The 13116-nt window shown below is 69.0% G+C and carries 13 protein-coding genes; all 13 read left to right on the forward strand.

Annotated elements, in window-relative coordinates; all coding sequences use genetic code 11:
• The first annotated feature begins 50 nt into the window (after positions 1–50).
• A complete protein-coding gene (locus ACWDUD_RS00565; RefSeq protein ID WP_197252204.1) occupies positions 51–455 on the forward strand; it encodes an Rv3143 family two-component system response regulator in 405 nt (134 codons plus the stop codon).
• A gap of 260 nt (positions 456–715) precedes the next feature.
• Positions 716–1075, forward strand: a complete 360-nt coding sequence (locus tag ACWDUD_RS00570) for an NADH-quinone oxidoreductase subunit A (protein WP_248673322.1) — start codon at positions 716–718, stop codon at positions 1073–1075.
• A gap of 81 nt (positions 1076–1156) precedes the next feature.
• The gene (locus ACWDUD_RS00575; RefSeq protein WP_420753365.1) at positions 1157–1711 is read left to right on the forward strand and encodes a NuoB/complex I 20 kDa subunit family protein; all 555 of its coding nucleotides are present in this window, start codon (positions 1157–1159) and stop codon (positions 1709–1711) included.
• Positions 1708–2406 carry an NADH-quinone oxidoreductase subunit C gene (locus tag ACWDUD_RS00580; RefSeq protein WP_450108032.1) on the forward strand — a complete coding sequence of 233 codons (699 nt, stop codon included), beginning with the start codon at positions 1708–1710 and terminating at the stop codon, positions 2404–2406. Before ACWDUD_RS00575 ends, ACWDUD_RS00580 begins: the two co-directional genes overlap by 4 nt.
• A complete protein-coding gene (nuoD, locus tag ACWDUD_RS00585) occupies positions 2406–3746 on the forward strand; it encodes an NADH dehydrogenase (quinone) subunit D (protein WP_450108033.1) in 1341 nt (446 codons plus the stop codon). Before ACWDUD_RS00580 ends, nuoD begins: the two co-directional genes overlap by 1 nt.
• Positions 3743–4549 carry an NADH-quinone oxidoreductase subunit NuoE gene (nuoE, locus tag ACWDUD_RS00590; protein ID WP_450108034.1) on the forward strand — a complete coding sequence of 269 codons (807 nt, stop codon included), beginning with the start codon at positions 3743–3745 and terminating at the stop codon, positions 4547–4549. Before nuoD ends, nuoE begins: the two co-directional genes overlap by 4 nt.
• Position 4550: 1 nt before the next feature.
• Positions 4551–5864: an NADH-quinone oxidoreductase subunit NuoF gene (gene nuoF, locus ACWDUD_RS00595; protein ID WP_197252199.1), complete on the forward strand. Its 1314-nt coding sequence runs from the start codon at positions 4551–4553 to the stop codon at positions 5862–5864.
• Complete coding sequence (locus ACWDUD_RS00600) at positions 5861–8275, forward strand: NADH-quinone oxidoreductase subunit G (RefSeq protein WP_450108035.1); 2415 nt, start codon at positions 5861–5863, stop codon at positions 8273–8275. Before nuoF ends, ACWDUD_RS00600 begins: the two co-directional genes overlap by 4 nt.
• Positions 8275–9537 (forward strand): NADH-quinone oxidoreductase subunit NuoH, encoded by a 1263-nt coding sequence (gene nuoH, locus ACWDUD_RS00605; protein WP_450108036.1) that lies wholly within the window; start codon positions 8275–8277, stop codon positions 9535–9537. Before ACWDUD_RS00600 ends, nuoH begins: the two co-directional genes overlap by 1 nt.
• Positions 9538–9539: 2 nt before the next feature.
• Positions 9540–10073 carry an NADH-quinone oxidoreductase subunit NuoI gene (gene nuoI / locus ACWDUD_RS00610; RefSeq protein ID WP_450108144.1) on the forward strand — a complete coding sequence of 178 codons (534 nt, stop codon included), beginning with the start codon at positions 9540–9542 and terminating at the stop codon, positions 10071–10073.
• Positions 10070–10855, forward strand: coding sequence for an NADH-quinone oxidoreductase subunit J (locus tag ACWDUD_RS00615; RefSeq protein ID WP_450108037.1), 786 nt, complete (start codon positions 10070–10072; stop codon positions 10853–10855). The genes nuoI and ACWDUD_RS00615 overlap by 4 nt, the downstream gene beginning before the upstream one ends.
• Complete coding sequence (gene nuoK / locus ACWDUD_RS00620) at positions 10852–11151, forward strand: NADH-quinone oxidoreductase subunit NuoK (protein WP_197252195.1); 300 nt, start codon at positions 10852–10854, stop codon at positions 11149–11151. The genes ACWDUD_RS00615 and nuoK overlap by 4 nt, the downstream gene beginning before the upstream one ends.
• Positions 11152–11199: 48 nt before the next feature.
• Positions 11200–13113, forward strand: coding sequence for an NADH-quinone oxidoreductase subunit L (gene nuoL / locus ACWDUD_RS00625; protein ID WP_450108038.1), 1914 nt, complete (start codon positions 11200–11202; stop codon positions 13111–13113).
• Positions 13114–13116: the final 3 nt, after the last annotated feature.

Consider the following 13116-nt stretch of genomic DNA (forward strand, 5'->3'; position numbering starts at 1 on the left):
ATTCGGTCGGATCCGGGCGGTGGTGCGGTCGGTGCCCTAGCATCGGGTCCGTGACCGACTCGTCCGGCGGGGCAGCCCCGTTGCGTGTGCTCGTATACAGCCACGACGCGAACACCCGCGCGCAGGTCGTGCGTGCGCTGGGGACGCGCCCACACCCGGATCTCCCGGAACTCGAGTACGTCGAGGTGGCCACCGCGCCGGTCGTCATCCGGCGCGTGGAGGAGGGCGACATCGCCCTCGCCGTCCTCGACGGGGAAGCGACCCCGGTCGGCGGCATCGGCCTGGCGAAGCAACTGCGCGACGAGATCGATCCGTGCCCGCCCCTGCTGCTGTTGCTGGGCCGCCGAGACGACGCGTGGCTGGCCTCCTGGTCGAGGGCCGACGCGGCGGTTCTGCACCCGGTCGATCCGTTCCGGCTCGCCGAGGCGGCGCTGCCCCTCCTGCGCCGCGTGTGACCTGTCCGTGACGGGTTTGTGACAGCGACGACTCGCGTGGTCGCTTGTCACGGATCCGTTTCGATCCCACCGAATTTCGGCACCGTGAAAGCACCGTGAAAATCGGGACAAGGCTGGGGACAACCCTTGTAGGGTGAGTCGCACATATCACACCCAGGCCGAAGGAGTGATTCCGGTTACGCATCGAGCCGAGGCGATCGGTGAGACCGGTCGGTTTCGTGCCGAGCACACCGGGGTCACGAGAAGGGGGATCAGCGGACATGAACCTCTATGTGCCGATCCTCGTGCTCGGGGCGATCGCGGTCGTCTTCGCGCTGTTCTCCGTGGGGGTGGCCGGACTGGTCGGTCCCCGGCGATACAACCGGGCGAAACTCGAGGCCTACGAATGCGGGATCGACCCGACGCCGCCGCCCACGGGTGGCGGGCGGTTCCCGGTCAAGTACTACCTGACAGCGATGCTGTTCATCATCTTCGACATCGAGATCGTCTTCCTCTACCCGTGGGCGGTGCACTTCGACAGCCTCGGCCTGTTCGGCCTCGCCGCCATGGCGCTGTTCCTGTTCAACGTGTCCGTGGCCTACGTCTACGAGTGGCGGCGCGGTGGTCTCGGATGGGACTGAACCGGCGCGGGACCACAGCGCCACCCCAGACCACACCGCCACGCGCGACGACAGCGACACCGGAAGCGAGATGAGTCGGACATGGGAATCGAGGAGAAGGTACCGAGCGGTTTCCTGCTGAGCACGGTCGAGGCCGCGGCCGGGTACGCCCGCAAGGGCTCGTTGTGGCCCGCGACCTTCGGCCTGGCGTGTTGCGCGATCGAGATGATGACCACCGTGTCGGGGCGTTTCGACATCGCCCGCTTCGGGATGGAGGCGTTCCGCGCCTCGCCCCGGCAGGCCGACCTGATGATCGTCGCCGGCCGGGTGAGCCAGAAGATGGCGCCGGTGCTGCGGCAGGTCTACGACCAGATGGTCGAACCGAAATGGGTGCTCGCGATGGGGGTGTGCGCCTCGTCCGGCGGCATGTTCAACAACTACGCGATCGTGCAGGGCGTCGACCACGTGGTGCCCGTCGACATCTACCTGCCCGGCTGCCCGCCCCGGCCGGAGATGCTGCTCCACGCGATCCTGAAGCTGCACGAGAAGATCCAGCAGATGCCGCTCGGCGTCAACCGCGAAGAGGTGATCCGCGAAACCGAGAAGGCGGCGCTCGCGTCCCCGACCACCCTCGAACTGAAGGGCCTGCTGCGATGACCGGGCCGGAGCCGGTCGGGCGGGAACCGAGCGAACCCGAGGTCATCGACGTGCGCCGCGGAATGTTCGGGCCGCCCGACACCGGTGACACGTCCGGATACGGCGGGCTCGTCCGGCCGATCGCGCTGCCCGGTGCCACACCCCGCCCGTACGGCGGGTGGTTCGACGAGGTCGCCGACGGTCTCGAAGCGGCGCTGACGCAGGCGTCGGTGAACCCGGGGGAGGCGATCGAACGTGTCGTCGTCGACCGCGACGAGATGACCGTCCACGTCCGCGCCGAGCACCTGCCCCGGGTCGCGCGGTGCCTGCGGGACGAACCCGGACTGCGGTTCGAACTGTGCCTCGGCGTCAGCGGGGTGCACTTCCCGCACGAGACCGGGCGCGAACTGCACGCGGTCTACCACCTGATGTCGATCACCCACAACCGGCGGATCCGGCTCGAGGTGTCGGTTCCCGATGCCCACCCGCACATTCCGTCGCTGTACGCGGTGTACCCGACCGTCGACTGGCACGAGCGGGAAACCTACGACTTCTTCGGGATCGTGTTCGACGGGCATCCGGCGCTCACCCGCATCGAGATGCCCGACGACTGGGTGGGACATCCGCAGCGCAAGGACTACCCCCTCGGAGGAATCCCCGTCGAATACAAGGGTGCGCGGACACCGCCACCCGACGAACGGAGGGCGTACCACTGATGAGCGATCCGTATTCGACCGGCGGGAACGCCGAGGGCACCGTCTACACCGTCGCCGGCCAGGACTGGGACGAGATCGTCGACGCGGTCCGCGCCTCGGGCGGACCGGACGCCGAACTGGCCGAGGAACGCATCGTCGTCAACATGGGTCCGCAACACCCGTCCACGCACGGCGTGCTGCGGCTCATCCTCGAGATGGACGGCGAAACCGTCACCGAGGCCCGTTGCGGTATCGGCTACCTGCACACCGGAATCGAGAAGAACCTCGAATTCCGCACGTGGACACAGGGCGTCACCTTCGTCACCCGGATGGACTACCTGTCCTCGTTCTTCAACGAGACCGCCTACTGCCTGGGCGTCGAGAAACTGCTCGGCATCACCGATCTCGTGCCCGAACGCGCCACCGTCGTGCGGGTGATGCTCATGGAACTCAACCGCGTCTCCTCGCACCTGGTGGCACTGGCCACCGGCGGGATGGAACTCGGGGCCATGACGTCGATGTTCCTCGGGTTCCGCGAACGCGAACTGATCCTCGACGTGTTCGAGGCCGTCACCGGGCTGCGCATGAACCACGGCTACATCCGGCCCGGTGGGCTGGCGCAGGACCTGCCGGACGGTTCGCTCGACAAGGTCCGCGAGGTCCTCGACGTCGTCCCGCGCCGCCTGCGCGACCTCGAGGACCTCCTCGACGAGAACGCCATCTGGAAGGCCCGCACGAAGGACGTCGGCTACCTGGACCTGATGGGCTGCATGGCGCTCGGCATCACCGGCCCGGTCCTGCGATCGACGGGACTGCCGCACGATCTGCGCAAGTCGCAACCCTATTGCGGTTACGACACGTACGAATTCGACGTCGTCACCGACACCGGCTGCGACTGCTACGGCCGCTATCTGATCCGGGTCGGAGAGATGAAGGAATCGCTGAAGATCGTCGAGCAGTGCCTCGATCGGCTGCGGCCCGGACCGGTGATGGTCGAGGACCCGAAGGTCGGGTGGCCGGCCGACCTGGCGGTGCGCGAGGACGGACTCGGCAACTCGCCGGAGTACATCGGCAAGATCATGGGCACTTCCATGGAAGCACTCATCCACCATTTCAAGCTGGTCACCGAGGGATTCCGGGTCCCGGCCGGACAGGTGTACGTGGCCGTCGAATCGCCCCGCGGCGAACTCGGAGTGCACATGGTCAGCGACGGCGGCACCCGCCCGTACCGGGTGCACTACCGGGACCCGTCGTTCACGAACCTGCAGGCGGTCGCGGCGATGTGCGAGGGCGGCATGGTCGCCGACGTCATCGCCGCGGTCGCCAGCATCGATCCGGTGATGGGAGGTGTGGACCGATGACCCGGGCACACACGACCGGCGAATCCGCGGTCCCGGCGAACCGGCCGGAGCCGGTCTTCGTCGAATTGGGCCGCACGGCAGCCGAAACCGAGCGCATCGAACACCCCGGCGCACCCCGGACGTACCCGCCGGACGTGCGGGAGCGTCTCGAGGCCGACGCCGCCGCGATCATCGCCCGCTACCCGGTGACGCGGTCCGCCCTGATCCCGCTGCTGCACCTCGTCCAGGCCGAGGACGGCTACATCACCCCCGCCGGAATCGAGTTCTGCGCAGCGCAACTCGCGCTCACCGGTGCCGAGGTCGCGGCCGTGGCCACCTTCTACTCGATGTACCGCCGCCGCCCGACCGGCGACTACCACGTCGGGGTCTGCACCAACACCCTGTGCGCGATCATGGGCGGGGACGCGATCCTCGAGGCCCTCGCAGAGCATCTCGGTGTCGACCCCGGCTCGGCGGACGACACCACCCCGGACGGGAAGATCACCCTCGATCACATCGAATGCAACGCGGCCTGCGACTTCGCGCCCGTGGTGATGGTCAACTGGGAATTCTTCGACAACCAGACCCCGGACTCGGCGACCGCGCTCGTCGACGCCCTGTGGGCCGGCAAACGCATCACGCCGACCCGCGGCGCGTCGCTGTGCACATTCCGCGAAACCGCCCGCATCCTGGCCGGATTCCCCGACGAACGTCCCGGCGCGAACGACAGCGCGGCGCCGGGCGACGCGACCCTCGCCGGGCTGCGGGTCGCCCGCGAACGGAACATGCGGGCACCCGAGGCGACCGGAACGGAAGGGAAGTGACATGCCGCTGAGTCCGGTCCTGAGCCGGTACTGGGACGAACCCCGGTCGTGGACGCTCGACACCTACCGGAGCCACGACGGCTACAAGGCGCTCGAACGCGCCCTGCGCACCGACCCGGACGAGGTCATCGCCACCGTCAAGGACTCCGGTCTGCGCGGCCGCGGCGGCGCAGGATTCCCGACCGGCACGAAATGGTCGTTCATCCCGCAGGATCCGACCACGCCCGCCGGTGCCAAGCCGCACTATCTCGTCGTCAACGCCGACGAATCCGAACCCGGCACCTGCAAGGACATGCCGCTGATGCTGGCATCGCCGCACACGCTCGTCGAAGGTGTCGTCATCGCGGCCTACGCCATCCGGGCCTCGCACGCGTTCATCTACGTGCGCGGCGAGGTCGTCCCCGTGCTGCGCCGGCTGCAGCACGCGGTCGCCGAGGCGTACGACGCCGGATACCTCGGCCGCGACATCCTCGGCTCCGGCTTCGACCTGGACGTCGTCGTCCACGCCGGTGCCGGCGCCTACATCTGCGGCGAGGAGACCGCGCTGCTCGACTCGCTCGAAGGGCGACGCGGGCAGCCGCGGCTGCGGCCGCCGTTCCCGGCGGTCGCCGGGCTCTACGCGTGCCCGACCGTCGTCAACAACGTCGAATCCATCGCGAGCGTGCCGTCGATCCTGCTCAACGGCGTCGACTGGTTCCACTCGATGGGCACCGAGAAATCCCCGGGTTTCACGCTGTACTCGCTGTCCGGGCACGTCACCCGGCCGGGCCAGTACGAGGCACCGCTCGGCATCACCCTGCGCGAACTCCTCGACTACGCCGGCGGTATCCGCGCCGGGCACCGGCTCAAGTTCTGGACACCCGGCGGGTCGTCGACGCCGCTGTTCACCGCCGCACACCTCGACGTGCCCCTCGACTACGAAGGGGTCGGGGCCGCCGGGTCGATGCTCGGCACCAAGGCGCTGCAGATCTTCGACGAGACGACCTGCGTGGTGCGCGCGGTGCTGCGCTGGTCGCAGTTCTACAAGCACGAATCGTGCGGGAAGTGCACCCCCTGCCGCGAAGGCACCTGGTGGCTCGTGCAGATCCTCGAACGTCTCGAAGCCGGCACCGGCACCGAGGCCGACCTCGAGAAGTTGCTCGACATCTCCGACAACATCCTCGGGCGCGCGTTCTGTGCGCTCGGCGACGCCGCGACCAGCCCCATCACGTCGTCGATCGCACTGTTCCGCGACGAGTACATCGCGCATCTCACCCACGGCGGATGCCCGTTCGATCCGCGCCTGTCCACCCTCACGGCAGGGGGAGTGTCATGACCGCAGACCGGCCCGCGACGGCCAAGGACCCGGTCGTCACCATCGACGGCATCGAGATCAGCGTTCCCCCGGGAACTCTCGTCATCCGCGCCGCCGAGCAACTCGGCATCCGCATCCCGCGGTTCTGCGATCACCCGCTGCTCGACCCGGTCGGGGCATGCCGCCAGTGCCTCGTCGAGGTCGAAGGCCAGCGCAAACCTCTCGCCTCGTGCACCACCACGGTCACCGACGGCATGGTCGTCCGCACCCAGTTCACGTCCCCGGTGGCGGACAAGGCACAACAGGGCGTGATGGAACTGCTGCTCATCAATCACCCCCTGGACTGCCCGGTATGCGACAAGGGCGGGGAATGCCCGCTGCAGAACCAGGCGATGTCCAACGGCCGTGGCGATTCTCGCTTCGAGGGCGTCAAACGGACCTTCCCGAAGCCGATCGCGATCTCCTCGCAGGTGCTGCTGGACCGGGAGCGGTGCGTGAACTGCGCCCGCTGCACCCGCTTCTCGCAGCAGATCGCCGGTGACCCGTTCATCGATCTGCTCGAACGCGGGGCCGGCCAGCAGGTCGGCATCTACGCCGAGGAACCGTTCGATTCCTATTTCTCCGGCAACACCGTGCAGATCTGCCCGGTCGGCGCGCTGACCGGAACGGCCTACCGCTTCCGGGCGCGCCCGTTCGATCTGGTGTCCAGCCCGAGCGTCTGCGAACACTGCGCCAGCGGCTGCGCGCAACGCACCGACCACCGGCGCGGCGTCGTGTTGCGACGCCTCGCGGGCAACGACCCGCAGGTCAACGCCGAATGGAACTGCGACAAGGGCAGATGGGCGTTCACCTACGCCACCGAACCCGACCGGATCACCACCCCGCTGGTCCGCGACGACGACGGCACACTCGTTCCGAGATCCTGGCCCGCCGCCCTCGCGATCGCCGCCCGGGGACTGGCCGCGGCGCGCGGCGCGGGCGTGCTCGTCGGCGGACGCGTCACCGTCGAGGACGCCTACGCCTACGCGAAGTTCGCGCGGATCGTGCTGGGCACCAACGACATCGATTTCCGTGCGCGGGAGCACTCCGGTGAGGAGGCGCAGTTCCTCGCGGCCCGCATCGCCGGCCGGCTGCTCTCCGTGACGTATTCGGATCTGGATCGTGCGCCGGCGGTGCTGCTCGTCGGATTCGAACCCGAGGAGGAATCGCCGATCGTTTTCCTGCGGCTGCGTCTGGCGGCGCGCGGCGGCGCCGCGATCCGGTCGATCGCGCCGTTCGCGAGCCGCGGCCTGACGAAGATGTCGGGCCGGCTGGTGCAGGCCGTGCCGGGTTCCGAAGCCGCGGTGCTGGACGGGATCCGGTCGGGGGAGCAGGGCGGCGACGTCTCCGACCTGCTGCGCCGTCCCGGCGCGGTGATCATCGTCGGGGAACGGTGCGCGACGATGCCCGGCGCACTGTCTGCGGCGATCCGGCTCGCCGACGACACCGGTGCCCGGCTCGCGTGGGTGCCGCGCCGGGCCGGTGAGCGCGGCGCCCTCGAGGCCGGGGCGCTGCCGACGCTGCTGCCCGGCGGTCGGGACGTCACCGATCCGCAGGCGCGCAGCCGGGTGGCGCAGGTGTGGTCCGACAGCGTCGGCGGCACCGTCGAACTGCCCGCGAATCCCGGACGCGACACCGCGGGCATCCTCGCCGCGGCCGCGGTCGGTGACCTCGGTGCGCTGGTGATCGGCGGTGTCGACCTCGACGACCTCCCCGACCCGCAGGCCGCACGCTCGGCGGTGGAATCGGCCGGATTCGTCGTGAGCCTGGAACTGCGCCGCAGCGCCGTCACCGATCTCGCGGACGTGGTGTTCCCGGTGGCCGCCGTCGCCGAGAAGTCCGGTGCCTTCCTCGACTGGGAGGGCCGGGTCCGCGAGTTCGGGATCGCGCTGCGCGGCCCCGGCACCCTGCCCGACCGGCGGGTCCTCGACGCGCTCGCCGCCGAGATGGGGACCCTGCTCGGCGTGCCCGACGCGGAGTCCGCGCGCCGTGAACTGGACCTGCTCGGCCCGTGGGAGGGCCAGCGACCGGCCGATCCGGCGACGGAGACGGTCGAGCCACCCCGCGCCGGTCCCGGCGAGGCGGTCCTGACCGGCTGGCGGATGCTGCTCGATGCCGGGCGGATGCAGGACGGGGAACCGTACCTCGCCGGTACCGCGCGACCGCCGGTGGTCCGGCTGTCCGCCGCGACCGCCGCCGAGATCGGCGCCTCCGACGGGGATGCGGTGACGGTGTCCACCGACCGCGGCGCCGTGACGCTGCCGCTCGCGATCACCGAGATGCCCGATCGCGTGGTGTGGCTGCCGCTGAACTCACCCGGCTCCGCCGTCCACCGGCAACTGGGCGTCGGATCCGGCGGGCTCGTACGGATCGGGGCGGGGGAGGTGCAGTGATGGACGGGTATGCAGACCTGTCGGCATTCGGACACGATCCGTGGTGGCTGATCCTGGTCAAGGCCGTGGCGGTGTTCGCGTTCCTGGTGCTGACCGTGCTCGTGGCGATCTACGCGGAACGACGGGTCCTGGCCCGCATGCAGATGCGGATCGGACCGAATCGGCTGGGGCCGCAAGGGATTCTGCAGAGCCTCGCCGACGGCATCAAACTGGCGCTGAAGGAGGGCATCGTCCCGTCCGGGGTGGACCGGCCCGTCTATCTGCTCGCCCCGATCATCGCGACCGTGCCGGCCTTCATGGCGTTCGCGGTGATCCCGTTCGGGCCGGTGGTTTCGGCATTCGGGCAGCGGACGCCGTTGCAGCTCACCGACCTTCCGGTCGCGGTGCTGTACATCCTGGCGGTCACCTCCGTCGGTGTGTACGGCATCGTGCTCGCCGGCTGGTCGTCCGGCTCGACGTACCCGCTGCTCGGCGGTCTGCGCTCGACCGCGCAGGTGATCTCGTACGAGATCGCGATGGGATTGGCGTTCGCCGCGGTGTTCCTGCTCTCCGGCACGATGTCCACGTCCGGGATCGTGTCCGGGCAGGTCGGGACGTGGTACGTCTTCCTGCTGCTGCCGTCGTTCCTCATCTACGTCACGGCCATGGTCGGCGAGACCAACCGCGCCCCGTTCGACCTGCCCGAAGCCGAGGGCGAACTCGTCGGCGGATTCCACACCGAGTACTCGTCGCTGCGCTTCGCGATGTTCATGCTCGCCGAGTACGTGAACATGACCACCGTGTCCGCGCTGGCCACCACGCTGTTCCTCGGCGGCTGGCACGCTCCGTGGCCGCTGAACATGTGGGACGGTGCCAACTCCGGCTGGTGGCCGGTGCTGTGGTTCGTCGCCAAGGTGTGGGCATTCCTGTTCCTGTTCGTGTGGCTGCGCGCCACCCTGCCCCGGCTCCGCTACGACCAGTTCATGAATCTCGGCTGGAAGGTCCTCATTCCGGCATCGCTGTTGTGGGTCGTGGTCGTCGCCGTGATCCGGGCGCTCGGCAACGAGGGATACGTGGCCGGGCAGGGCACACTCGCCGCCGTCGGGGTGGTGTGCGTCCTGGCGTTCCTGGTGTTCACCCGGTTGCGGCGCACGTCCGGTGGCGGCGAACCCGCCCGGGCCGCACCGGAGGCGGCCGAACCGTTCGACCCTGGGGCCGGGGGTTTCCCGGTCCCACCGATGCCGGGTCCCGTGCCCGCGCAGCGCACCCCAGCGGAGGGATGACGATGCCCGAATTCCTCGATCCCATCGCCGGTTTCGGCACCACGTTCGCGGCGATGTTCAAGAAGCCGATCACCGAGCAGTATCCCGAGCAGAAACGGCCGCCGGCGCCCGGGTATCACGGCCGCCATCAGCTCAACCGGCATCCCGACGGCCTCGAGAAGTGCATCGGCTGCGAACTGTGCGCGTGGGCGTGCCCGGCCGACGCGATCTACGTGGAAGCGGCGGACAACACCGAGGCCGAACGGTATTCGCCGGGGGAGCGGTACGGCCGGGTCTACCAGATCAACTATCTGCGCTGCATCGGCTGCGGACTGTGCGTCGAGGCGTGCCCGACGCGTGCGCTGACGATGACCGCCGAATACGAGATGGCCGACGACAACCGCGCCGATCTCATCTACGACCGCTCGCGGCTGCTGGCGCCGCTGCAACCCGGGATGGAGGCGCCGCCGCACGCGATGTATCCCGGCACCACCGAGGAGGACTACTACCGGGGTCTGGTGCCGGGTGCTGCGCCGAAAGAGGGGTCGGAACAATGAACACCCTCACGGTCCTGGCCCAGGACGTCGTCGAGCGCACGTCCACCGGTGAAGCGGTGCAGTTCTGGATTCTCGCCGTCGTCGCGGTGATCGGTGCCATCGGGGTGGTCGTCTCGAGCAAGGCCGTGTACTCGGCGATCTTCCTGGCGCTGACCATGATCGTGCTGGCCGCATTCTACATCGCCCAGGACGCCCAGTTCCTCGGTGTCGTCCAGATCGTCGTGTACACCGGCGCCGTCATGATGCTGTTCCTGTTCGTGGTGATGCTCGTCGGCGTCGACGCGTCCGAATCGTTCACCGAAACCCTTCGCGGGCACCGCATCGCGGCGGTCGTGGCGGGAATCGGGTTCGGGGTGCTGATCATCGGGTTCCTCGCCGACTCCGAGCTGCCGCCGTTCGCGGGTCTGGTGGACGCCGGTGACGGGCACGTCGCGGGTCTCGCGGAACTGCTGTTCGTGCGGTACGTGTGGGCGTTCGAACTGACCGGGGCGCTGCTCGTCACCGCGACCATCGGTGCGATGGTGCTGACCCATCGCGAACGGACGGGTGAGCGTCTCGGTCAGAAGGAACTGGCCCGCAGGCGGTTCCGGGAGTGGGGTGCAGCGGGGGAGCCGGAGGTGCGGGTGACGCCGCTGCCGAGTCCCGGGGTGTACGCGCGGCGCAACGCCGTCGACGTTCCGGCCCGACTGCCGGACGGCAGCTATTCGCCACTGTCTGTGAGCCGGGTACTCGAGGCCCGGGGCGCGATCGTCGAGAGGCCGGACGAGGAGGAGACCCGATGAATCCGGCGAACTACCTGTACCTTTCCGCACTGCTGTTCACCATCGGCGCCGCGGGTGTTCTCGTGCGGCGCAACGCCCTGATCGTGTTCATGTGCGTCGAGCTCATGCTCAACGCCGTGAACCTGTCGTTCGTGACGTTCGCGCGGATGCACGGAAATCTCGACGGGCAGGTGTTCGCGTTCTTCACGATGGTCGTCGCCGCCGCCGAGGTGGTGGTCGGCCTCGCGATCATCATGACGATCTTCCGCACCCGCCGTTCGGTGTCGGTCGACGACAACAACCTGCTCAAGCACTGAGCCTGCCGAGAGAACTGAGTTTTCCGAGAGCACTGGGAGGAGACCGGGATGGGCGGAACCTCGGCCTTGTGGCTTCTGCCGGCGTTGCCGCTCGCCGGCGCCGCGGTACTGCTGCTGACCGGCCGGCGCAGCGACACGTGGGGACATCTGGTCGGATGCGCGACCGCGCTGGTCTCGTTCGGGCTGGCAGTGGTGCTGTTCGTGCAGATGTTGGGGCGCGCCGCCGACGACCGGGCCGTGCAGCAGGACCTGTTCTCGTGGGTGCCCGTCGGCGAGCTGCAGGTCGACTTCGGCCTGCAACTGGACCAGTTGTCGATGTGCTTCGTGCTGCTCATCACCGGTGTCGGGTCGTTGATCCACATCTATTCGGTCGGGTACATGGCGCACGGCCCGGACCCGTCGGGCAACACGGCCGGACGGGCACCCGGACGGCGGTTGTTCTTCGCGTACCTCAACCTGTTCCTCGCGGCGATGCTGGTGCTGGTGCTGGCCGACAACTATCTCGGCCTGTACCTCGGATGGGAGGGTGTCGGTCTCGCGTCGTATCTGCTCATCGGGTTCTGGCAGTACAAGCCGACCGCGGCGACCGCGGCGAAGAAGGCGTTCGTCGTCAACCGGGTCGGTGACACGGGCCTGGCCGTCGCCATGATGATCATGTTCGCCTCGTTCGGCTCGATCGGGTTCGCCGACGTCTTCGCCGCGGTTCCGGGTGCGAGCGAAACGGTCTCGACCGCGATCGGCCTGACCTTGCTCCTGGCGGCATGCGGCAAGTCCGCGCAGGTGCCGTTGCAGGCGTGGCTCGGGGACGCGATGGAAGGCCCGACCCCGGTGTCCGCGCTGATCCACGCCGCGACGATGGTCACCGCCGGTGTCTACCTCATCGTGCGGTCCGGCCCGATCTTCGACGTCGCGCCGGGCGCGCAACTGGGCGTGGTGATCGTCGGGGCCGTGACCCTGCTGTTCGGCGCGATCATCGGTTGCGCGAAGGACGACATCAAGAAGGCGCTGGCGGCGTCGACGATGAGCCAGATCGGCTACATGGTGCTCGCCGCGGGCCTCGGTCCGGCCGGTTACGCGTTCGCGATCATGCACCTGCTCACCCACGGCTTCTTCAAGGCCGGGTTGTTCCTCGGCGCCGGCTCGGTGATGCACGGCATGAACGACGAGACCGACATGCGCCGCTTCGGTGGCCTGCGCACCGTCATGCCGATCACCTACGTCACGTTCGGTCTCGCGTATCTGGCGATCATCGGGATCCCGCCGTTCGCGGGCTTCTTCTCGAAGGATCTGATCATCGAGGCGGCATTCGGGTCAGGCGGCGCCGAAGGATTCGTCCTCGGTGCGGCCGCGCTGCTCGGCGCCGGCATCACCGCGTTCTACATGACCCGCGTGATGCTCATGACGTTCTTCGGACGGCGGCGGTGGGCGGAGGATGCGCACCCGCACGAATCACCCGGGGTGATGACCGTGCCGATGGTGGTGCTGGCGATCGGCTCGGTCGCCGGGGGCGCGCTGCTGGCCTACGGTGGGGCGCTGGAGAACTGGCTCGAACCGGTGGTCGGGGAAGAGCACGGTGAACTGCCGGTCCCGGTGTGGGTGCTCACCGTCGTGACCCTCGCGGTGGTGCTCGTCGGTGTCGCGATCGCCTACCGGCAGTACGCGATCCGCGAGATCCCGGTCGATGCACCGGACGAGGTGTCCGCCCTGACCCGTGCCGCGCGCCGCGACCTGTACGGGGACGCGGTCAACGAAGCGGTGTTCATGCGACCCGGACAGCACGCGACCCGCGCTCTCGTCGAGGTCGACGACCGCGCCGTCGACGGTGCCGTCGGTGGGGTCGCCGCGCTGATCGGGGCCGCGTCGGCGCGGCTGCGCACGCTGCAATCCGGATTCGCCCGGTCCTATGCCCTGTCCATGCTGGTAGGCGCGGCCCTCGTGGTCGCCACGATGGTGCTCTGGTGAGGA

The sequence above is a fragment of the Rhodococcus sp. NPDC003382 genome (genome assembly GCF_053589135.1).

Coding starts and splice junctions, on each gene's coding strand:
- ACWDUD_RS00600 (WP_450108035.1), top strand. CDS start 5,861: ATGACCGCAGACCGGCCCGCGACGGCCAAGGACCCGGTCGTCACCATC.
- nuoE (WP_450108034.1), top strand. CDS start 3,743: ATGACCCGGGCACACACGACCGGCGAATCCGCGGTCCCGGCGAACCGG.
- ACWDUD_RS00615 (WP_450108037.1), top strand. CDS start 10,070: ATGAACACCCTCACGGTCCTGGCCCAGGACGTCGTCGAGCGCACGTCC.
- ACWDUD_RS00570 (WP_248673322.1), top strand. CDS start 716: ATGAACCTCTATGTGCCGATCCTCGTGCTCGGGGCGATCGCGGTCGTC.
- nuoL (WP_450108038.1), top strand. CDS start 11,200: ATGGGCGGAACCTCGGCCTTGTGGCTTCTGCCGGCGTTGCCGCTCGCC.
- nuoH (WP_450108036.1), top strand. CDS start 8,275: ATGGACGGGTATGCAGACCTGTCGGCATTCGGACACGATCCGTGGTGG.
- nuoI (WP_450108144.1), top strand. CDS start 9,540: ATGCCCGAATTCCTCGATCCCATCGCCGGTTTCGGCACCACGTTCGCG.
- nuoF (WP_197252199.1), top strand. CDS start 4,551: ATGCCGCTGAGTCCGGTCCTGAGCCGGTACTGGGACGAACCCCGGTCG.
- nuoD (WP_450108033.1), top strand. CDS start 2,406: ATGAGCGATCCGTATTCGACCGGCGGGAACGCCGAGGGCACCGTCTAC.
- nuoK (WP_197252195.1), top strand. CDS start 10,852: ATGAATCCGGCGAACTACCTGTACCTTTCCGCACTGCTGTTCACCATC.
- ACWDUD_RS00580 (WP_450108032.1), top strand. CDS start 1,708: ATGACCGGGCCGGAGCCGGTCGGGCGGGAACCGAGCGAACCCGAGGTC.
- ACWDUD_RS00575 (WP_420753365.1), top strand. CDS start 1,157: ATGGGAATCGAGGAGAAGGTACCGAGCGGTTTCCTGCTGAGCACGGTC.